The sequence below is a fragment of the Pseudomonas sp. TE36184 genome, from assembly GCF_054060055.1.
On record NZ_JBSSCU010000001.1, the window covers coordinates 4,427,242 to 4,446,854 of the forward strand.

General features: G+C 64.2%; 17 protein-coding genes. 4 read left to right on the plus strand and 13 right to left on the minus strand.

Annotated elements, in window-relative coordinates; genetic code table 11:
• Positions 1-90: 90 nt before the first annotated feature.
• Positions 91-1,704, minus strand: coding sequence for a glycosyltransferase family 39 protein (locus tag ACVWZP_RS19860; protein ID WP_457370082.1), 1,614 nt, complete (start codon positions 1,702-1,704; stop codon positions 91-93).
• A 202-nt stretch (positions 1,705-1,906) separates the two neighbouring features.
• Here ACVWZP_RS19860 and ACVWZP_RS19865 point away from each other — a divergent pair, with 202 nt between their 5' ends.
• The gene (locus ACVWZP_RS19865) at positions 1,907-2,494 is read left to right on the plus strand and encodes a phage tail protein (protein WP_046385118.1); all 588 of its coding nucleotides are present in this window, start codon (positions 1,907-1,909) and stop codon (positions 2,492-2,494) included.
• Positions 2,495-2,549: 55 nt separating this feature from the next.
• Entirely contained in the window at positions 2,550-2,858 is a 309-nt protein-coding gene (locus ACVWZP_RS19870) for a hypothetical protein (protein ID WP_046385119.1), read from the plus strand.
• Here ACVWZP_RS19870 and ACVWZP_RS19875 read toward each other — a convergent pair.
• From ACVWZP_RS19875 to ACVWZP_RS19890, 4 genes are read right to left on the minus strand one after another with little or no spacing between them, the layout of a single operon-like run.
• Positions 2,834-3,349, minus strand: a complete 516-nt coding sequence (locus ACVWZP_RS19875) for a GNAT family N-acetyltransferase (protein WP_046385120.1) — start codon at positions 3,347-3,349, stop codon at positions 2,834-2,836. The genes ACVWZP_RS19870 and ACVWZP_RS19875 overlap by 25 nt on opposite strands.
• A 15-nt stretch (positions 3,350-3,364) precedes the next feature.
• Positions 3,365-5,461: a biotin/lipoyl-binding protein gene (locus ACVWZP_RS19880; RefSeq protein ID WP_177030625.1), complete on the minus strand. Its 2,097-nt coding sequence runs from the start codon at positions 5,459-5,461 to the stop codon at positions 3,365-3,367.
• Positions 5,461-6,780: an efflux RND transporter periplasmic adaptor subunit gene (locus ACVWZP_RS19885; RefSeq protein WP_457370083.1), complete on the minus strand. Its 1,320-nt coding sequence runs from the start codon at positions 6,778-6,780 to the stop codon at positions 5,461-5,463. Before ACVWZP_RS19885 ends, ACVWZP_RS19880 begins: the two co-directional genes overlap by 1 nt.
• A complete protein-coding gene (locus ACVWZP_RS19890) occupies positions 6,777-7,493 on the minus strand; it encodes an efflux RND transporter periplasmic adaptor subunit (protein WP_262377530.1) in 717 nt (238 codons plus the stop codon). Before ACVWZP_RS19890 ends, ACVWZP_RS19885 begins: the two co-directional genes overlap by 4 nt.
• Before the next feature lie 219 nt (positions 7,494-7,712).
• On the opposite strand from ACVWZP_RS19890, the gene ACVWZP_RS19895 reads away from it, so the two are divergent.
• Together ACVWZP_RS19895 and ACVWZP_RS19900 are read left to right on the plus strand one after the other, a co-directional pair.
• The gene (locus ACVWZP_RS19895) at positions 7,713-9,881 is read left to right on the plus strand and encodes an outer membrane assembly lipoprotein YfiO (protein WP_457370084.1); all 2,169 of its coding nucleotides are present in this window, start codon (positions 7,713-7,715) and stop codon (positions 9,879-9,881) included.
• Positions 9,878-10,582 (plus strand): DUF3142 domain-containing protein, encoded by a 705-nt coding sequence (locus ACVWZP_RS19900; protein ID WP_046385125.1) that lies wholly within the window; start codon positions 9,878-9,880, stop codon positions 10,580-10,582. The genes ACVWZP_RS19895 and ACVWZP_RS19900 overlap by 4 nt, the downstream gene beginning before the upstream one ends.
• 125 nt (positions 10,583-10,707) lie before the next feature.
• Here the strand turns inward: ACVWZP_RS19900 and ACVWZP_RS19905 are convergent, their stop codons facing one another.
• The 8 genes from ACVWZP_RS19905 to ACVWZP_RS19940 form a co-directional block, all read right to left on the minus strand.
• Positions 10,708-12,153, minus strand: a complete 1,446-nt coding sequence (locus ACVWZP_RS19905; RefSeq protein ID WP_108526149.1) for an efflux transporter outer membrane subunit — start codon at positions 12,151-12,153, stop codon at positions 10,708-10,710.
• Positions 12,150-13,208 (minus strand): HlyD family secretion protein, encoded by a 1,059-nt coding sequence (locus ACVWZP_RS19910; RefSeq protein WP_046385127.1) that lies wholly within the window; start codon positions 13,206-13,208, stop codon positions 12,150-12,152. The genes ACVWZP_RS19905 and ACVWZP_RS19910 overlap by 4 nt, the downstream gene beginning before the upstream one ends.
• Before the next feature lie 27 nt (positions 13,209-13,235).
• A complete protein-coding gene (locus ACVWZP_RS19915; protein WP_169863892.1) occupies positions 13,236-14,771 on the minus strand; it encodes an MFS transporter in 1,536 nt (511 codons plus the stop codon).
• A gap of 107 nt (positions 14,772-14,878) precedes the next feature.
• The gene (locus ACVWZP_RS19920) at positions 14,879-15,835 is read right to left on the minus strand and encodes a LysR family transcriptional regulator (RefSeq protein WP_457370085.1); all 957 of its coding nucleotides are present in this window, start codon (positions 15,833-15,835) and stop codon (positions 14,879-14,881) included.
• Between the two features lie 72 nt (positions 15,836-15,907).
• Positions 15,908-16,756, minus strand: a complete 849-nt coding sequence (locus tag ACVWZP_RS19925; RefSeq protein WP_046385130.1) for an ABC transporter permease — start codon at positions 16,754-16,756, stop codon at positions 15,908-15,910.
• Positions 16,757-16,768: 12 nt separating this feature from the next.
• Positions 16,769-17,620: an ABC transporter ATP-binding protein gene (locus ACVWZP_RS19930; protein WP_046385131.1), complete on the minus strand. Its 852-nt coding sequence runs from the start codon at positions 17,618-17,620 to the stop codon at positions 16,769-16,771.
• 1 nt (position 17,621) lies between these two features.
• Positions 17,622-18,647 (minus strand): ABC transporter substrate-binding protein, encoded by a 1,026-nt coding sequence (locus ACVWZP_RS19935; protein WP_079442575.1) that lies wholly within the window; start codon positions 18,645-18,647, stop codon positions 17,622-17,624.
• Positions 18,648-18,661: 14 nt separating this feature from the next.
• Positions 18,662-19,555: a TauD/TfdA dioxygenase family protein gene (locus ACVWZP_RS19940; RefSeq protein WP_256823553.1), complete on the minus strand. Its 894-nt coding sequence runs from the start codon at positions 19,553-19,555 to the stop codon at positions 18,662-18,664.
• Between the last annotated feature and the right edge of the window lie 58 nt (positions 19,556-19,613).

Consider the following 19,613-nt stretch of genomic DNA (forward strand, 5'->3'; position numbering starts at 1 on the left):
CCATTTGTATACGAATCGTAACTGATGATTAAAGAGATCACTAGTGGTCAAATGCCACTGTTTTGATATTCCCTTCATTCCAAATGGATATTAGCGGCAGGCCTCTGGCTGCGAAGGCTCTGGGCCGAGGCATAGCACGAATAATCGCGCCCTGGCACCGCCCCCGTCCTGCTGCATTTTTTCACGCCATCCGTCCGGTAGCGGCGCAAAATCGTCCGGTGCTTCGTTGCTGCTGATCAGCCAGACACGCTGGGTATCGGCCGGTAATGCCGACAAACGGTCGAGGTAAATACGCCCGCCGTCCTGATCCACCAGCGTGCCAAAACCATAGGAGTTCGGCCGCGTCGGCGTGCCATCCGGTTTGGGCGGGGTGTAAAGCTGCAATTGGGCGTCGGTCCGGTCGTAATACACGTAGCTGAGGTACCACAGCATGTCGCTGAGGACGATGCGGTCACCTTCCTGGTAGTTGCGATTGACGAACTCCACCGGCACGTTGAACTGATCATCCACATCCACGGTGGCATTGTTCTTCACCCCCAGCAGTTCCACACCGACGCACAGCACGAACAATGCCGCGCCCAGCCATGAAAGACGTCCGGGCAGGCGGTCGATGGCCAGCGCCAGGATGATCGGCAAAGCCAGGGCATAGACGGTGAGGTAACGCTCGATAAACACCGACGAGATAAACGACACCCCGTACACCAGCAGCAACGGCAGCAAGAAAAACAGCGCCAACAGACCGGCCGGCCGGTAGCGCGTCTGATCGCGCCAGGCGCAGACGCCGACCACGGCCACCAGCAGCAGCGGGAATGACCAGAACAGCACAGGCGATAAGCCAAGACCTTCGTCCTGCAACATGAACTGCCAGATCATCGACGGCACGGAGAACTGGTTGATCGGCTCTTCCCAGCCGATGTCGCCGCCGACCTTGAGCTGCTCGACATGCTGCACCAGGCCCACCAGGTTCGGCAGCCAAGGCAGGTACACCAGCACGATCGCGACGTTGGCCGCCCACCATGCCGGACGCGTGATCAAGCGCCGGCCGGGGGGCTGGGACGCACTCAACAGGCCCAGCCAGGCCCAATGCACCAACACACACAACGCGGTGAAGTAATGGGTATAGAAACCGGCGGCCATCAGCAGCCCATACCCCAGCAGGTAGCGCGTGCGCTCGGGTTGGCGCACCCAATACACCAACGCCAGCGTCGCGCCCAGCAGCCACACGCCGAGCAGCGAGTACATACGCACTTCCTGGCTGTAGCGCACCGCGCTGGGAAACAGCGCCAGCAGCACACCCGCCAGCACGGCGGCACGAAGGGTGGACAACTGCCGCGCAAGGCAGATGCCCAGGCCCACCACGACCACACCGGGAATCGCACTCATGCTGCGAATCGACCAGATGCCGTCGCCGAACAGCTCGATCCAGCCGCGCAGCAAGAAGAAATACAACGGCGGATGCACATCGTGGGCGGCGTGAAACCACAGGTCGGTCGCCGCATATTGGCTGAGCAGCAGGCTCGAGCCTTCGTCGCCCCAGATCGCCGCGGCCGTCAGGCCATAAAAACGCACGGCCAGCGCCAGCGCCAGAATCGGCACCCACCATAACTGGCGCAACCAATCGCCACCGTCACGGCCCTTTGCGAGGCGATTGACAGCAGAAATCACCCCAACGTTGTCGTCTTGCTCTACCACAGACCGTCGCACCCCGATTCCCCCGCCACTGCCCATTTCCAGGGCCAAACCTGCGCATGCGCAAACAAGCGCCACTCTAGGACAAAAGCCCCGGATTCGCTCGTTGTTTCGCAACCGGCAGGCAGCGCTCAAAACCTGCGTCTACGCTCTGCGATGAAGCCGGATCGACTGGCTTTATATCCCCTTGAACAGCTCACACAAGGATGAACGATTCATGGAAGTATTCATCGGCACCATCCAACCTTTCGCCTTTAATTTCGCCCCAAGAAACTGGGCCTTCTGCGCCGGCCAGCTCCTGCCCATCAGCCAATACCAGGCGCTGTACGCGCTGATCGGCACGACATATGGCGGGGACGGCACGCAAACCTTCAAGCTGCCTGACCTGCAAGGTCGCCTACCCATCGGCCAAGGCAATGGCCCGGGCCTGTCGCAGCGGTTGATCGGCGACGTCGACGGCGTCGAAAGTGTGATGGCCACCCAGGCCAACCTACCCACGCACACCCATAGCACGGCGGCGCTGGCAGTCAGCGCGGCGGTGCAACTGGCCGCCACCGCCAGCAACCCGCTTACAGCGCCGAGCGCCGCCAACGCGTTTATCGGCGCCTCCGGCGGCGGGCCGGGCAGTGCCTCGATCTTTTCCGACCAGCAGGGCGCCAGCCCGGTACCGCTCAAAGGCGTCAGCACAAGCTTGACCGGCACGCTGGCCTTGGCCGGCCAAGGGTTGCCCATGGACACGATGAACCCGTTCCTGGTGATCAACTTCAGCATTGCCCTGAACGGGGTCTTCCCGTCACGCGACTGACCCGCACCCGGGCCGGGGCACTTGGGCCTCGGCCTCTCTGACACGGAGCCGATGTATGTTGAACCTGGTCACCCCCGAGCACTTTCGCCCTCTGCTTGCGCGCACGAGTGTGTTGTACCTGCCGGATGGGTCGGCGCTGCCGATCCAGATCCAACAGGTGACTGATGCGCCCAAAGCCAGCGTGCCGGGCAGCCCGCGCACGGCCTTCAGCGTGTTGCTCGACAGCCTGGAGCCGACGGATTTCGTCGACGGCCTCTGCCGTTTGCCGCTGGCGCAGACCTGCCTGGAGCAGGTGTTTGTGTCCCGCGAACCCGCCATGGGCCGCGACAACGCCCGCGGTTATTTCTGCATCGTGTTCAACTGAGACGGGTACCACACCAGCCGCTGCGCGGCGGGCGTCTCTTCCTCCAACCGAAACCCCAGCGCCAGGTAATGCTGGCGCGCATGGGGGTTGCTCGCCCACACCACCGTGGCCACCGGGCAACACACCTGCTGCGCGGCCCGTTGCACGCCGTGCAGTACTGCGCGGCCAAAACCCTGGCCTCGGGCAGCGGGGATAAACGCCAGGTACAGCACACGGATTTCATTCGGGCCGAAATCGGCACTCAGGGCGCCAATGGGCGTGTCGAGTTTTTCGATCACATAATGCAAGGCCCCGGGAAAATGCTCGCCCATGCCGTTTTCCTGCACTTGAAACTGTTGCGCGATCACCGCCTCGACCAGCCCCTGCTCACCGTCGATCCACTGCAAATCGGCACGCGCCGAGCGGTAGAGGCTTTGCAGAAATGGCCCGTCGGTGGGCCGTGACGGGCGCACCACCAGGCCCTGCGCCAAAGCGCCGTCCTTGTTCAACATGCCTTTGCACTCCTGTCAGAATCCGCTTTCCCGCACGCCCAAGGCCGCCGCTCGACGCCAGGCCACGCCCAGCACCGACTCGCTGCGCCCTTGCAACACCACCACGCCGCGCAGCGGTTGATGGGGGGTGGCGATCGGTTGCGCACTGCGCAACCGCACGCCGTACTGCGCCTGCACCGGCGCCGGGCGCTGGTTTTCGTCGCGGCGCACGGCAATCGGCCCGTGGTGGTCGGAGGTCAGGGCTTCCTGGTCCAGATAGGCCACGCCGTTGGCATCGATATCGGTCAGCACCACCGGGATGGCGGCGCGCATCGGGTCATCGGCGATAAAGCGCCCGCTCGCCCCAGGCGTCACCCGCCACAGCTCGGCTTCCGCCAGATACCCGCGCAGGCGCGCGCCCTCCTCGACCACTCGCGCCAGCGCGTCTTTAGGCGACAGCCAGCGGCCCACGCTCAACTGCGGCAGCACGTCGCGCACGGTGCCGGCATGGGGCGCACGCAACAGCAGGCGTTCGCGCTGGGCGGCAAGCCCGCGGTATTCGGCCAGGGCCTGGGACAGGCGCTGATCGTTGATCCCGGCGTCGGCCGCGGTTTCACTGCGTCCGGCCTGGCGACGCATCTGCAACTGCAGGATCTCCACTTCGCGGCGCACGATGCTTTGCCGCGCATCCAAATCCGGCGATTCCAATTCGATCAGCACCTGGCCCTGGGTCACGACTTGCCCATCCACCACCCGCAACTGTTTCACCCGCGCCGCCACTGGCGCGTGCAAGGCACTGGCGCGCCCGGCCTCGAGCATGCTCGGTAACTCCACGGCACTGCGCCACGGCACCACCAGGGCCAGCACGATCAACAGCAGGCCCAGGCCGCTGAGCAGCACCCGCGGCGCATGGGCCTGGCTGCGGCGACTCCACCATTCGCGCCACTCCTTGAAGATCGGCAGGCCGATGAACCACACCAGTTCCACCAGCATCAGGAAGATCCCCAGCAGCTTGAAGAACAGGTGATACACCGCCAGGGCGATCCCCAGGAACAGCGCCGCCCGCCACAACCAGGCCAGGTAACCCCACCACAGCAGGCGCCGTTGCATGTTCGGCGCCCAGGGTTCCGGCGCCGGTTCGCCATAGCCGAACAACCACTCGCGCAGGCGCCAGCGGCAAAGGGCGAAGGCGCGACCTTGCAGGTTGTCGACGCCCCACAGGTCGCTGATCAAAAAATAACCATCGAAACGCATGAACGGGTTGAGGTTGATCGCCAGGGTGGTCAGCCACGTCGCACTGGCCAACATGAACGCCGCCGTGCGCGCCGCGCCGTCCGGCAGCAGCGACCAGGCCAGCAAGGCCACGCAGGCCAGCAGCAACTCGGCCATCACCCCACCGGCGCCGATCAGCAATCGCGCACGCCGATCATTGACCCGCCAGGCATCACTTACATCGGTGTAGAACATCGGCAGCAACACCATGAACGCCACACCCATGCTTTGCACGCGGCACCCGGCGCGCTTGGCCATGAAGGCATGGCCGAATTCATGGCACAGCTTGGCGAAGAACAGCGCCACGCCAAACGCCAGGGCACCGCCGAGGCTGAACAGGTGCGGGAACGTCGCCAGAAAGCGCTGCCAGTCCCGCGCCACCAGAAACACGCCCAGGCCCAGGGTCAGCGGCAAACCGTAGCGCAACAGCCCCGGCCCGAAGCGCGCCAGCCACGGCCAGGCGCGGTTGAGGAACGCGTCCGGGCGCCACAGCGGGATGCGGAAGAACAAATATTGGTGCAGCAGGATTTGCCACAGGCTTTGCTTACGAGCGGCGGCCTTGTAGGCGTAACTGGCACGTTGCTGCGGGTCCAGCGCGGCGATCAGGTCATGGGCGCGCAGGAAGCTCAGCAGCTCATCCACTTCACTGGCGCCCAGGGGCAGGCCCGGCTCACGGTTGGCGGCTTGCAGGACGTGTTGCGGGTCGCCCAGGGACCAGTGGCGCAGCAGCCGAATGGCGGTGGCGCCGAGCTTGAAGTAACGCCCGCGCACCGGGTCGGCCAGGGTCCAGCGCGGCGAGCCGTCCAGGGCCGCGCCGGCGCTGGACAGTTGCAGGTCTTCGCGCAGTGGGGGCAGGTTCATCAGAGGCCAACGCTCTGGCGCAAGCCGGCCAATGGCCGACGCAACAGGTACAGGGCCAGGGGCGCGCGCTCACCGAAGAGCTTCGCCGTGCCGCGCAGGCCGATGCGTGGCGGTGCCTCATCGAAGCGCGCATCGAGGCGATAGGCGAGTTGCCCGCCGGGCGTGGGCTGCGCCTCGTAGGCGGCGCGTTGCAAGGTGGCGAGGTGGCGCTGCAACGGGTCGCTGTCGAGGAACAGCGCAACCTGGGCGTCGGGCGCCAATGCGATGGCATCGCCCACCGCCAGTTCGATGCGCAACTCTGCCTGGCCGGGGTCGGCGATCTGCAGCAGACGCTCGCCGGTCTGTACCGGTTTGCCGGTCCAGCGTTCGGCGTCGGCAAACACCGCGATACCGTCACGCTCGGCGCGTACTTCGCTGCGCTTGAGCAGTTCGCGGGCGTAGTCGCGCTCGGCGCGTTTTTGCTCGACCCGGGCCGCCAGCAGGTCGATACGCGAACTCGATTCGGCATCGGCAAAGGCGCGCTGGGAATTGGCCTTGAGCTCCGCTTCGGCCACGCCCAGGGCACGCGCGGCCACATCGGCCTGGGCCGTGAGGGTGGTGCTTTCGAAGCGCAGCAGCAGGTCGCCGGTTTTCACCGTCTGGTTGGGCTTGACCAGGAACTCGGCGATCACCCCGTCCAGCGGCGCCGCTACCACCTGGCCGGCCAACGGCACCACTTCGGCGGGCGCCAGTACCGATTGGCGCACCGGAATCAGCAGCATCAGCAGTAACGCGACGACCACCAGCACCTGGCGTTTGCGGGTCAGGCGCAGGCGCCACGGCTGCCGCGGTTGCAGCGCACGCCAAGCGTGGCTGTAGGTGTCGCCCAACTGCGCCAGCAGCACTTGCTCGGCCGGGTTCCAGGGCGTATCCCGCGCCAGCCACACACCGCCGAACACGCGGCCTTGCGGGTCGATCAAGGGCAACCAGAACACATGGCCGGCGGACAGGCTCTGCCAGTCGACCTGCAGTTGCGCGCTCAATTGCGCGGCCGGCACTTCCCGGGCGGTCTGGCCCAGTCCGTGTTTGTGCAATTGGGCCACGGCCTGCTCGACGAAGGCCACAAACGGCGCGTTCGGGTCGACGCTGCTCACCGCCGTCACCGCCCGCACCTTGCCGGCGATCAACAGCGCCGCATGGCGATAGCCGAACAGCGGTTGCCCATCATTGACCAGGCTGTAGGCCAATTGCTCAATGCTCTGGGCGGCGCGGGTCTGGCGTTCCAACTCGAGAAACTGCGCGAATACCCGCTCGGCATTGCCCGTCATCGGTGCGTTCATTGCAGTTGTGCAAAGTGCGCGGTGCCGCTCATGCCGGCCATCAACCCATTGGCATTGGGCAAGGTCGCGACCAGCAACAGGGTCTGGCTGCCTTCGTCGATGCGCGCGCCAAGGCGTTTGACGGTGGCGTTGAATGCCTGGCCGGTTTCGTCGGGGGTGAAGCTGAACGTCTGCCCGGGCTTGAGTTTGCCCATCCAGCGCGACGGCACCAGCAGGTGGATCTCCAGGCTGCGGTTGTCGACGATTTCCAGCAGCGGTGCGCCGGCCGAGACGCTTTCATAGCGTTGGACTTTGCGCTGCACCACCTGGCCGTCATACGGCGCCAGCACGCTGCAACGCTTGACCTGCACCTGATAGACCTGGGACTGGGCCTGGGTTTCGGTGAGTTTGGCTTCGGCGCGGGCCACTTCGAACCGGCCGACCGAATTCAGCGCCGCCAGTTGTTTGTTGTGGGCCAGTTCTTCGCCGGCGCCACGGCTGGCGGCCGAGGCGGCATTGAGTTGGGCCTGGTAGGCCGAGCAATCGAAACGCGCCAGGGTGTCGCCTTTCTTGAACGACTCGCCCTCGCTGAACGGCAGTTCGACAATCCGCCCCGACAATTCACTGGCAAGCATCGCCTGGTCACGGGCGCGCAATACACCACGGGCTTCGCTGTCGGCGCTGACGGCCGCTGCGGGCGCGTGGTCCAACAGCGGATCGTCCGCCATGACCATCGGCGCCAGGCCCACCAAGCAGGAAAATCCCAGTACCGATCTACATAACTGCTTCATACACTCGACCTCCCTGACGATGTGCGCAGTCTAGGGCAGCGGAGTTAAATTGCCACTACCCCCAGTCAGACAAATCAGCATTTTTTGTAGGCCTTTGCCGAAGCCTTCGCCGGATCACGTTATGATTGCCGACCTCCAAGGACTCAGGATCAAGGACACGTCATGCACATCGGTTTTCTGTCACCCCTGGCACTGGCCCTGCTCGCCGGTCTCTCCCTGCCGGCACTCGCCAGCTCCGACGACTCGTGCTACCCCGACTGGAGGGTCTCGCGGGACAGCCTGGACACCTGCAACAACCTGCCGTTCCTGAGCCCCGGCAATGACAGCCGAACCAACCTGCGCCTGTTGCTGGCCGACAAAAAAGCCGCGCCCCTGACGCCGAACGCCTTGAGCGAAGACGACCTGTCCCAAGGCTTCGGTCCGGTGCCGTTCCCGGTGTACCGCCTGGTGCCGATCGCCGCCGCGCCGGCCGAAGCGGATAACACATCGCACACCTCGCCCAGCGCCGAACTCGACACCCTGCTCCAGCCTTTGGGCATCAAGCGCGACGAATACAAATCGGCGGGGGCTGACTTCCTGAATGGCGAAGGCAGCCGCTGCCGCAGCAACGACGATGACAGCGCCACCGCGTTTATCCGCCAGGTGCTCAAGGCCGACATGCCGGCAGCCGAACGCGAGCTACTGGTGAAGGCGCGTTTGCAATTGCTCACGGCCTGTTCTTGGGAAGGCCAAGTGCTGGATGCACAGCAGATCCAATCCAGCGAAGGCCAATTGTTCCGCACTTATCTGCAGGCCGCCGCCGACTTCTATAGCGGCCGTTTCAGCGACGCCGAGCGCGGTTTCGCCGGCGCCAGCACCAGCAATGTGCCCTGGCTGAAGGAAACCGCGCTGTACATGACCGCGCGGACGTCACTGAACCAGGCGCAGGCCGACGCCTTCGACGAATACGGCATGCCGCAACTCGAGCATGTGGATAAGTCCGCCCTGAGCGACGCCGAAGAAGGCTTCCTCGGTTACCTGAAGACTTATCCACAGGGTGATTACGTCGCCTCCGCCCGTGGCCTGCTGCGCCGGGTGTATTGGTTGGCGGACGATCAAGCCAAGCTCGCCGAGGCCTATGCCTGGCAACTGACCCAGGCCACCGACGCCCAGCGCAATGTGTCCGTGGATGAGCTGGTGGCCGAAGCCGACGTCAAGCTGCTGATGGTCAACGGCAAGGCAGTCCAGAACCCGATGATCCTGCTCGTCAGCGACCTGATGCGGATGCGCGCTCACACGCCGCCGGCCCTCAGCCGCGCCGACCTCGATCAGCAAAAAGCCGTGTTTGCCGACGCGCCGGCGCTGTTCGACTACCTGCAAGCGGCGTATGCCCTGTACGTCGAGCATCAACCCGACAACGCGTTGAAACACCTGCCCCAGGACGTGCCGTCGAACCCGGATTACTTCGCCTTCAGCCAACAGACCCTGCGCGGCCTGGCCCTGGAAGCCAAGCAAGACTGGAAAGCCGCCGAAACCCTGTGGCTGCAACTGCTGCCGCTGGCCAAGCAACCGCTGCAACGCGACCAGTTGGAGCTGGCACTGGCGATGAATTACGAACGCAGCGGCCAGTTGGCCAAGGTGTTCGCCGCCGATTCGCCGATCAGCGCCAAACAGGTGCGCTACATCCTGCTGCGCCACATCGCCGGGCCGGACTTGCTGCGCCAACAGATCGCCCAGGCCCATGACCCGCTGGAGCGCCAGACCGCCCAATTCGTGCTGCTCTATAAAGACCTGCTGCGCGGCCAGTTCGCCACCTTCGACGACGACCTCAAGCAACTGCCGGCGTCGGCCCCGGACGACAAGCTGGGTACCAGCCTGGGTTATGTCTACAGCGCCAGCCAGACGTTGAAACTGTTCCAGTGGAACGGCGAAAAAGCCGAATCCGGCTACGCCTGCCCGAGCATCGCGCAAACCGCCGCGACCTTGCAGAACGACGCGAAAAACCCACAAGGCCTGAACTGCTTCGGCGAGTTCATCCTGCGCAACAACCTCGACGGCATGCCCCTTGAACAGGCACGCGCCGCCGGCAGCCTGGGCAGCACGCCATCGGACTTCAAGGGTGACACCTTCTCGCGGCTCGACGGCTACCAACAGGTGATCGGCAACCCCAAGGCGCCGAAAACCGACAAAGCCTACGCGCTGTTCCGCGCCATCAACTGCTACGCGCCCGCCGGCTATAACAGCTGCGGCGGCGAAGACGTCGCACCGGCCGTGCGCAAGGCCTGGTTCCGTCAACTCAAGACGGGCTTTGCCGACACGCAGTGGGGCAAATCCCTGCAGTACTACTGGTGAAACCGCTGTGGCTCGGCTTGCTGTTGCTGGCAAGCCCGGCTTTCGGCGCGGTCGACGCCCGCGACTATGACGCCTTCTGGCTGTGGAGCGGGGTCACGCCGCAGCCAGTGCTCAAGCAGGCAAACACCCTGTACATCCTCCAGGGCCAGATCAACGCCACCCGCCGCGCGCCCCAACGCGGCGTGCAATTGATCGCCCAGGGCATAAGCGTGCCGCGCATCACCCAGGGTGACATCTGGCTGGTCTACCGCGCCCACACCCTGCGCTGGCCGGACCGCGTCTACACCCAACTGCTCGGCCAGGTACAACGCTGGCGCGACGCCGGCAACCCGGTGATCGGCATCCAGATCGACTTCGACGCCCGCACCCAGTACCTGCACGAATACGCCGACTTCCTGCGCGACCTGCGCCAGCGCCTGCCCGCCGACCTGCGCCTGAGCATCACCGGCCTGATGGACTGGAGCAGCAACGCCGACCCAACCGCCATCGCCCGGCTCAACGGCGTGGTGGATGAGGTGGTGGTGCAGACGTATCAGGGGCGCCAGAGCATCCCGGATTACGCCGCGTATCTGCCACGGATGAATCGGCTGGGACTGCCGTTCAAGATCGGCTTGATCCAGGGCGGGGAATGGACGGCGCCGGGGTATTTGAAGGGGAGTGAGTGGTTTCGCGGGTATGTGGTGTTTTTGCGCAATCCCTGATCAATCCTGACGCCCAATTAAAATATGCAAGAAGCCATGCGTCTTCCTCCAACGGAGGCCCGGGCTAACCTCGACCCCTTTCTAAATCTTCGCCTCGCAGGAAATGACGAGAAGATTTTCCCATTTCAGCGTCGAACGTCCGTCAACGGGTAGACCGACTCCCAGCCGCCGCCCAGCGCTTTATACAACCCCACCATCGCCAACGACACGCCGGTAGAGCTTTCCACCCACTGCTCTTGCGTGGTCAGCAGCGCGCTTTGCACGGTGAGTACGTTGACGAAATCCACCACGCCTTCGACGTACTGGTGTTGCGCGGTGGACAGGGCGATCTGGTTCTGGCGCACCGCTTCGGCGAGGCTGTCGCGGCGCAGTTGGCTGGTGTTGTAGCGGGTCAGTTGATCGTCGATTTCATGCCAGGCACGCAGCACGGTGTGTTGGTAGGCCAGCGCGGCTTCCTGCTGCTGGGCTTCGCGCAGGTTCAACATGCCTTGCAAGCGCCCGCCGTTGAACAGCGGCAGGCTGAATTGCGGGCCGAAGGCAAATGCGCGGGAGCCCCAGGAGCCGAAGTCCGACAGTTGCATGGCCTGGGAGCCGAGACTGCCGGACAGGGTGATGCGCGGATAGAAGTCGCCCCGGGCCACGCCGATGCTGGCGGTGGCGGCGTGCAGGCGCGCTTCGGCCTGGCGGATATCGGGGCGGCGTTCGGCGAGTTGCGAAGGCAGGCCGATGGCAACCTGACGCGGGGTCTGCGGCACGGCCGCGTCCCTGGACAGTTGCGCATGCAGGGCTTGCGGCGGTTCGCCCATCAGCAGGCTGAGAGCGTTGATCAACTGGTCCTGGCGTTGCTGCAAATCCGGCAGGCGCGCTTCGATGGCCGCAACCTGGGCGGCGGCTTCAGCCACGTCCAGGTCCGTCGCTACACCGTCAGCCAGGCGAAGTTGCGACAGTGAGAGGCTGCGGCGGGCGACGGCAAGGTTTTGTTCGGTGACGGCGCGGGTGTTCTGCACGCCGCGCAGTTGGATGTAGTCCTGGGCGGTCTCGGCCAGCACCGACAGCAACACGGCGCGGCGGTCGTTTTCGGCGACGTGCAGGGTGGCGTCGGCGGCCTCGGTTTCGCGCTTGACGCGGCCCCAGAAGTCCAGCTCCCAGGAGGCGGAGAAGCCCATGTCCCATTGGCTGAATGCCGAGCGGCCATTTTCGCCGGAAGGGTCGCTCAAGCCTTTGCCGCTGTTGCGTTTGCGTTGAGAGCCACCCGTGGCATCGACATTGGGGTAACGTTCGGCGGTGATCACCTGGCGCATGGCGCGGCTTTGTTGCAGGCGGCTGCTGGCCAGTTTCAGGTCCAGGTTATCGGTGAGGGCGCGACGGGTGAGGGCCGACAGTTGCTCGTCATGGAACACGTCCCACCAGCGCTCTTGCAGCGCATCGCTGACCGCGCGACTGGCCGCCTGACGGCCCTGGGGTTCGGCCCATTGCGCCATGGGCAGGCCTTGTGGCCGCTGAAAATCCGGGCCGACGCTGCAGGCGGTCAGGCTGATGAGGCTCAAGGTAAGCCAGGCGACCTGTCTCATTGCTGGGCCACCTCACGCTGTTGCGCGACGGACCGAGTGTCGACGCTGGCTTCCACCGACATGCCGACGCGCAGGCGTTCGGTCAGCGCTTGGTGGGGTTCGAGGACGATCTTCACCGGGATGCGCTGCACCACCTTGGTGAAGTTGCCGGTGGCATTGTCCGGTTTGACCGCGGAGAACGTCACCCCGGTCGCGGGTGCCAGGCTTTCAAGGTGACCGTCGAGCAACTCGCCGTCGAGGCTGTCGACGCGCACCTGCACGGCCTGGCCGGCATGCATATGGAGAAGCTGGGTTTCCTGGAAGTTAGCGACCACGTATGCCTCGGCCAACGGCACCACCGCGAGGATTTTGCTGCCCGGCGTGACGTAGGCGCCGACCCGCACCGCGCGTTCGCCGACCATGCCATCCAGCGGCGCGACGATGCGCGTATAGGACAACTGATAGCTGGCCATTTCCAGTGCGGCCTGGGCGCGTTTCAGTCCACCGGCGGCGGCGTCGCGCAAGGCGCTGAGGATCTCCACCTGCTTGCGCTCGGCCGCCAGCACCGCCGTGGCATTGGTCAGGCGCGCGGTGGCCTGGTCGATGCGCGTCCTGGCTTGCTGGGCGTTCTGCACAGTGCCCGCACCGACACCGGCGAGGTGGTTGTAGCGGTTCAGTTCGTGTTCGGCGAAGGCGACTTCGGCGCGCTCTGCCGCCACCGTGGCCTGGGCCTGGGTGATCACCGAGCTTTGGCGCTCAAGGGTGGCGGTGGCGTTTTTCAGTTGAGCCTGGGCCACCAACATATCCGCATCGGCAGCCTGGGCAGCGGCGCGAAAATCGCGGTCGTCGATCAGCGCCAACAACTGGCCGGCCTTGACGCGCTGGTTGTCTTCCACCAACACCTCCTTGATAAACCCGGCCACACGGGGTGCGACCAGGGTGAAGTCGGCGGCGACGAAGGCGTCATTGGTGGTCTGGCGCTGGCTGCCCAGCAGACCCGGCACAGCCTGGTACAGCAGCACACCGACGGCGAACACAGCGATGGCGGAGACAGCCATTTTGTCTTTGCGTTTCATGGAAAGTCCTTAGGGCTCGGTGAGCAATCAAGTCGGCGCGCGGGGCGGAAAAATCCGCGTGGGCATCCAGAAAATCAGCAGGATCAACGTCGCCGCGACAACCGCCATGACGTAATAGAGATCCGAGGAAGTGAGCACCACGGCCTGCGCGTGCAGGCGCTGGGCCAGGCCCGGCGCGTCGCTGTCGGCCAGTGGCGAGTTGCCCAGGCGGTCGACCAGCACAGTCGAGTGGAAATGCAGGCGCCGGGTGGTCAGCACATCGAGAACGGCGGTGGCGATCACGGCGGCCAGCCCCTTGACGGTGTTGAACCAGGCCGAAGCGAACGGCCCGTCCGCCGGTTGGATGCTGCCCGTGGAGAGCATCAGCAGCGGCAACACGGCCATGGGTTGGCCGAAGATTTGCAGCAGATACAGGCCATAGAAATCGTCGCGCACCCACGCCGACGTCAGGTGCACACTGCCGATGCAAGACAGCGCCAACAGACCCAGCCCGATCCCCAGCACCCAACGGCAATCGACCCAACGCAGGTTGCACATTGCCGCCACCAGCGGCAGCGCGATCAATTGCGGCAGCGCCATCAGCAACATCAGCGGCGCGGTTTGCAGCGGCCGGTAACCCTGAACCTGGGCAAGGAAACTCGACGGGATGATGATCACTGAGGTCAGCACTATCAACACCCCCGCGAGCACGATCAGGGCAAACGCTAAGTTACGCAGGCCAAGCATCTGCAAATTGAAAAACGGCATCGGGTGCGACCATTCATTGAACATGAACAGCACCAGCAACAATGCGCCGCCGCCCAGCAAGCCGGTGATCAGGCCCGACTCGAACCAGTCCAGGCGGTTGCCCTGCAACAGGCCGATCACCAGCATGCAGATCGCCGGAAAACCCAGCAGCAGGCCGCGCCAGTTGAACTGCTTGAAGCGCTCCAGCCGCAGCGGGTCTTGTGGCAGGCCGTAAGCCACGGCGGCCATTGCCAGCAGGCACGGCCCGACGATCTGCCAGAACGCCCATTGCCAGCCGACGTATTCGGTCCACAACGCCGCCAGCGGCGTACCCAGACTCGGCCCGAAGGTGGCCGTGAGCGCGTAGCCGGCCAGTCCATACAGTTTGACGTCGGCCGGCAGAAAACGCAGCGCCACGGTCATCAGCATCGGCGGCAACGCGCCGCCCGCCAGGCCTTGCACAGTGCGCAACAGCAACAGGCTTTCGTAGTTCGGCGCAAACGGACACAGGATGCCGAGCACGGTGAACAGGCCGATGGCGCACAGGGTGAAACGGCGCAGAGAAAACGTCACCGAACACCAGGGCGCAAACGCCATGGCCGCTACGGAAGTGGCCGTGTAGGCCGCGACCAGCCAGGTGCCTTCGTCAAAACCGATGTACAGCGCGCCACGGATATCGGCGAGGGCGACCTTGGTGACCATTTCGTTGAGACCGGACACCAACACCGCGAGCAAAACGCCGACCAGGCCAACGATGATACGCGGGCCGAACACGGGCGGGCTCGGGGCAGTGGGTTTGGCCGCGGCCAGGGGGGCCGGGGCAGCGAGGGACGTCATGAACAGGTAACTCGGGATGAGAAATACCCGAGCAGTTTAATCGGGCACATTCATGACAAAAAGTTACTTATCGGAAGGTTATAAGTGCGCCGGACGCAATCCTGGGCTCACCCCTTCCACCCTTGATCGTGCATGCTTAAAGCCTGGGCAGGCTGGGCTTCCAACCAGGTGGCGTGGCAACTCTCGCGCAGGGTTTCGCGCAGCCATTTGTGGGCCGGGTCCTTGTCGAAACGCGGGTGCCAGAATTGGGCCAGGACCAGGGTCGGCAGGGAAATCGGCAACGCGAACACACGCAACGGCAACTTCAAGCGATTGACGCTGTAGAGCGCTTCCTTGGGCACCGGCAGCAACAGGTCGGAGTCGGGCAACATGAACATCGCGCCGTGAAAACCCGGGGCGATCATTGCCACGTGGCGCTCCAGGCCCAGGGCATTGAGCGCAGTGTCGATCGGCCCGCGGGCGATGCCGCGTCGCGAGATGCTGATGTGGGAATAGCTGGCGAACCGTGCAGCGGTGATCTCCTCATCGAACAAGGGATGATCTTCCCGCGCGAGCCCGACGAAGGTGGTGGAGAACAGGTTCTGCACCTTGACTTCGGGACTGGCGGGCAGGGTATTGCTCACCCGCAAGTCCAGGCGCCCTTCGCGCAGCGCTTCGTCGTCGGTATCGCCTTCGGGCACGAAGCACAGCTCGCATAACGGTGCCGAACGCTCCAGGGTGTCGAACAGACGACCGCCATACACACCGATGAAAAAGTCGTTGGCCCGCACGCTGAAGCGCCGGCGCAGGGTGCTCAGGTCGACCTGATCCGCCGAACGGAACAGCAGCGCCGCCTGTTCCACTACGTTGCGCACCTGGCCCTGCAACGCCAGCGCCTTGGGCGTCGGCACCAGGCCACGCCCGGCGCGTACCAGGATCGGGTCACCCACCGCCTCGCGAATACGCGTGAGGGTGCGGCTCATCGCCGCCGGGCTGAGGTTCATCCGCCGCGCAGCACCGACCACGCTGCCCTCGTCGAGCAATGCGTCGAGAGCGACCAGCAGGTTCATGTCCGGTAGTTGCATGCCAAGCACTCGTGATCGATAGGGAGTGAACTGGGCGCAATCGTAACAGGGATGTCGCGTGGGGCTACAGCATCAACGCTGCATGCCCCAACGCTTCACGGTGAGCCGCTCGAACGTGTCGAACACCAGGTTCTCCACCAGCAAGCCGATCAGGATCACCACCGCCAGCCCGGCAAAAACCTTATCGGTGTACAGCTCATTGCGGTTCTGGAAGATGTACCAGCCCAGGCCGCCTTTGCCGCTGGTGGCGCCGAACACCAGCTCGGCGGCAATCAGCGTGCGCCAGGCGAATGCCCAGCCGATTTTCAGGCCGGCGAGGATCGACGGCAGTGCCGCCGGGATCAGGATGAACAGCACGAAGCGCATGCCCTTCAACCCGTAGTTGCGACCGGCCATGCGCAGGGTTTCGGACACGCCGAGAAACCCCGAATAGGTGTTGAGCGCCAACGCCCACAACACCGAATGCACCAGCACGAAAATCAGGCTGTTCTGGCCCAGGCCAAACCACAAGAGCGCCAGCGGCAACAGCGCAATCGCCGGCAGCGGGTTGAACATCGAGGTCAGGGTGCTGAGCAGGTCGCGGCCCAGTTGGGTCGAGACCGCCAGTGTGGTCAGGGTAAATGCCAGCACAATGCCGATCAGGTAACCCTTGATCAGCACCACCAACGAAATGCTGACTTTGCTCAGCAGCTCGCCACTCAGAAGCCCGTCGTAGAGCGCGTGAAACGTCTGCAAGAAACTCGGCAGCAATAGGTCATTGTTCTGGTAGCGCGCAACCGCTTCCCAGAGGATCGCGAGCACGATCAGGATCAACCCTTTGCGCAACCAGCCTTGTTGCCACACGCGTTGGCGCAGGGGCAGCTCGCGCTCCACGGGGACGCTGAGCAGCGGTTCGAGGGTGACTTCATATTCCTGGCGCATGGGAGGGGCCCTTCAGTAAGCGATGCGGATATCGGCGAAGCCCAACTCACGTTCGGCTTCGGGCGCTTCATCGAACAGCAGGCGATGAATCCTTCGCGCCGAGGCCTGGAATTGCGCACCGCCAAGGCTGTGCAGATCGTATTGATGGCTGTGGATTTCCGCGCGCACGCGCCCGGGATGGGGCGACAGCAACAGGATGCGATTGCCCACCACCAGCGCCTCTTCGATGGAGTGGGTGACGAACAGCAAGGTGAAACGCACCTCTTCCCAGAGCCGCAGCAACTCTTCCTGCATCTTGCGGCGGGTCAGCGCATCGAGGGCGGCGAAGGGTTCGTCCATCAACAGGATTTTCGGCTGCATCGCCAGGGCGCGGGCGATGGCCACGCGGGCTTTCATGCCGCCGGAGAGGGTGTGCGGATAGGCGTCGGCAAAGGCGCCGAGGCCGACTTTGTCGAGGTAGTGCAACGCGCGTTCTTCGGCGTCCCGCCGCTTGAGGGTGTTCGATGCCAGCAGCGGGAACATGACGTTTTGTTTGACGGTTTTCCACGGCGGCAACTGGTCGAATTCCTGGAACACCACGATGCGGTCTGGACCGGGCTGTTCGACCCTCTGCCCCAGCAGGCGGATCTCCCCTTCGCAAGGCTGGATAAACCCGGCGATGGACTTGAGCAAGGTGGATTTGCCGCAACCCGACGGGCCGAGCAACACGTAGCGGTCGGCCGGGTCGATGTCGAAACTGACTTGGTGCGTGGCCCGCACCACGCGCTCGGGGGTGCGGTATTCGAGGCTGACGTTATCCACCGCCAGCAGCGCAGTGGCGGTGGGCAGGTTGCTGGCCGTGTGGCCTTGCAGGGGCGCGTTCATCTCAGCTTCCTTGCAGGGGCTTGGCGTCCTGGAAGAAGTAGTCCTTCCACGATTCCGGCTTGTTCTTGATTGCGCCGACGCGGTAGAGGAACTCCGCCAGCGGGTAAGTGTTTTTCGGCGTGACACTGAACTCGAATTGCGGGTTGTCGATGATTTTCAGCAGCTCGGCACGGTCGATCTTGGCCTTGGTCACGCGGATGTAAGTGTCGGCGGCGGCGCCTTTGTCGTGCTGGGCGAACTGCGCGGCTTCGGTCAGCGCATCGACGAATGCCTTGTAGGTTTTCGGGTTGTCGTTACGGAATTTTTCAGTGGCGAACAACACCGTCGGCGAGTTCGGGCCCAGCAGGTCATAAGTGTTGAGCACCACATGCACATTGGGGTTCGCCAGGGCCTGGTCCTGGAACGGCGGGTTGGAAAAGTGCCCGGTCAGCTCGGTACCGCCGGCGATCAGCGCCGCCGTGGCGTCGGGGTGCGGGACGGCGACGGTGTACTGATCGAGGCGATTGAATTGCTTGTCGCCCCACTGCTTGGCAGCTGCGTATTGCAGGAAGCGCGACTGCACCGACACACCCACCGCCGGTACCGCGATGCGGTCGTTATCGGTGAAATCGGCGATGGTCTTGACCTTGGGATTGTTGCTCACCAAATAGTAGGGAAAGTTACCGAGGGAGGCGACGGCCTTGACGTTCTGCTTGCCGCGGGTACGGTCCCAGATGGTCAGCAGCGGCCCGACGCCGGCACCGGCAATGTCGATGGAACCGGAGAGCAACGCATCATTCACGGCCGCGCCGCCGGAGAGTTGGGTCCAGTCGACCTGGATATCGAGGCCTTCCTGCTTACCGTATTTTTCGATGAGGTGCTGGTCGCGCACCACGTTGAGCAACAGGTAGACGATGCCGAACTGCTCGGCGATGCGAATCTCACCTTCAGCCTGCGCCACCGCCGGGGCGACGAGGCTGCCGGCCAGCAGGCTGATACCCAGGCCGAACGTGGCGGCCAGCCGCGCAAATGGAATGTTTCTGGACATGGTCATGCTCCGAATCAGAAAGGCGCGTCGCCCTGGATGGTGGTGCGGTACAACTTGCGGCGCAGATGGCTCGGGCAACCGGTAGCCAGGTGGATCAGCGAGCGGTTGTCCCAGAACACCAAGTCGTGGGGCTGCCAGTGGTGGCGGTAGATATTGTCCGGCAGCACGCTGTGGGCGTAGAGCTGGGCCAGCAGGTCGCGGCTTTCGTCCTCCGGCAGGCCGACGATGCGGGTGGTGAAGCCTTCACTGACGAACAGCGCCTTGCGGCCGGTTTCCGGATGGGTACGCACAATCGGGTGGACCACTTCGGCGACCTGGGCGAGCTGCTCGGGGGTCAGTGTCGGGCGCCAGTTGCCTTCGAATTTGGTTTCGCTGTAACGCGCGGTGTAGGAATGCGCAGCGCTGCGGCCGTGTACGGCGTTGCGCAGGTGCTCGGGCAAGTGGTCCCAGGCCTTGTGCATGTCGGCAAACAGGGTGTCGCCGCCTTCGGCTGGCAGTTCCCGGGCATGCAGCATCGAGCCCAGGCTGGGCAGTTCTTTATAGGAAAGGTCCGAATGCCAGAACTTGCCCGCATCGCCCAGGCCGATGGCTTGGCCGTTTTCGATGATGTTGGAGACGATCAGGATTTCCGGGTGGTTGGCCAGCAGGAACTGCTTGAGCACATGGATCTGCAGCACGCCAAAGCGACGGCTGAAGGCGATCTGCTGGTCGGGGGTGATGCGCTGGTCGCGAAAGACCACCACATGGTGATCCAGGTGCGCGCGGTGAATGCGGGCGAAATCCTCGTCATTGACCGGGCGGGACAAATCCAGGCCGATGATCTCGGCCCCCACGCTGCCGGGGAGTGGACGAATCTCGAAGGTTTGGGCGTTAGGGATCGCTGCTGGAACAGTAGAGGTGGCTGACATGAATTCACTCCCGATCGGACAGGAGAGTGACTTTATAGATATAAGAAATGTATTTTAA

Coding starts and splice junctions, on each gene's coding strand:
- ACVWZP_RS19865 (WP_046385118.1), top strand. CDS start 1,907: ATGGAAGTATTCATCGGCACCATCCAACCTTTCGCCTTTAATTTCGCC.
- ACVWZP_RS19870 (WP_046385119.1), top strand. CDS start 2,550: ATGTTGAACCTGGTCACCCCCGAGCACTTTCGCCCTCTGCTTGCGCGC.
- ACVWZP_RS19875 (WP_046385120.1), bottom strand. CDS start 3,349: ATGTTGAACAAGGACGGCGCTTTGGCGCAGGGCCTGGTGGTGCGCCCG.
- ACVWZP_RS19880 (WP_177030625.1), bottom strand. CDS start 5,461: ATGAACCTGCCCCCACTGCGCGAAGACCTGCAACTGTCCAGCGCCGGC.
- ACVWZP_RS19885 (WP_457370083.1), bottom strand. CDS start 6,780: ATGAACGCACCGATGACGGGCAATGCCGAGCGGGTATTCGCGCAGTTT.
- ACVWZP_RS19890 (WP_262377530.1), bottom strand. CDS start 7,493: ATGGTCATGGCGGACGATCCGCTGTTGGACCACGCGCCCGCAGCGGCC.
- ACVWZP_RS19895 (WP_457370084.1), top strand. CDS start 7,713: ATGCACATCGGTTTTCTGTCACCCCTGGCACTGGCCCTGCTCGCCGGT.
- ACVWZP_RS19905 (WP_108526149.1), bottom strand. CDS start 12,153: ATGAGACAGGTCGCCTGGCTTACCTTGAGCCTCATCAGCCTGACCGCC.
- ACVWZP_RS19910 (WP_046385127.1), bottom strand. CDS start 13,208: ATGAAACGCAAAGACAAAATGGCTGTCTCCGCCATCGCTGTGTTCGCC.
- ACVWZP_RS19915 (WP_169863892.1), bottom strand. CDS start 14,771: ATGACGTCCCTCGCTGCCCCGGCCCCCCTGGCCGCGGCCAAACCCACT.
- ACVWZP_RS19920 (WP_457370085.1), bottom strand. CDS start 15,835: ATGCAACTACCGGACATGAACCTGCTGGTCGCTCTCGACGCATTGCTC.
- ACVWZP_RS19925 (WP_046385130.1), bottom strand. CDS start 16,756: ATGCGCCAGGAATATGAAGTCACCCTCGAACCGCTGCTCAGCGTCCCC.
- ACVWZP_RS19930 (WP_046385131.1), bottom strand. CDS start 17,620: ATGAACGCGCCCCTGCAAGGCCACACGGCCAGCAACCTGCCCACCGCC.
- ACVWZP_RS19935 (WP_079442575.1), bottom strand. CDS start 18,647: ATGTCCAGAAACATTCCATTTGCGCGGCTGGCCGCCACGTTCGGCCTG.
- ACVWZP_RS19940 (WP_256823553.1), bottom strand. CDS start 19,555: ATGTCAGCCACCTCTACTGTTCCAGCAGCGATCCCTAACGCCCAAACC.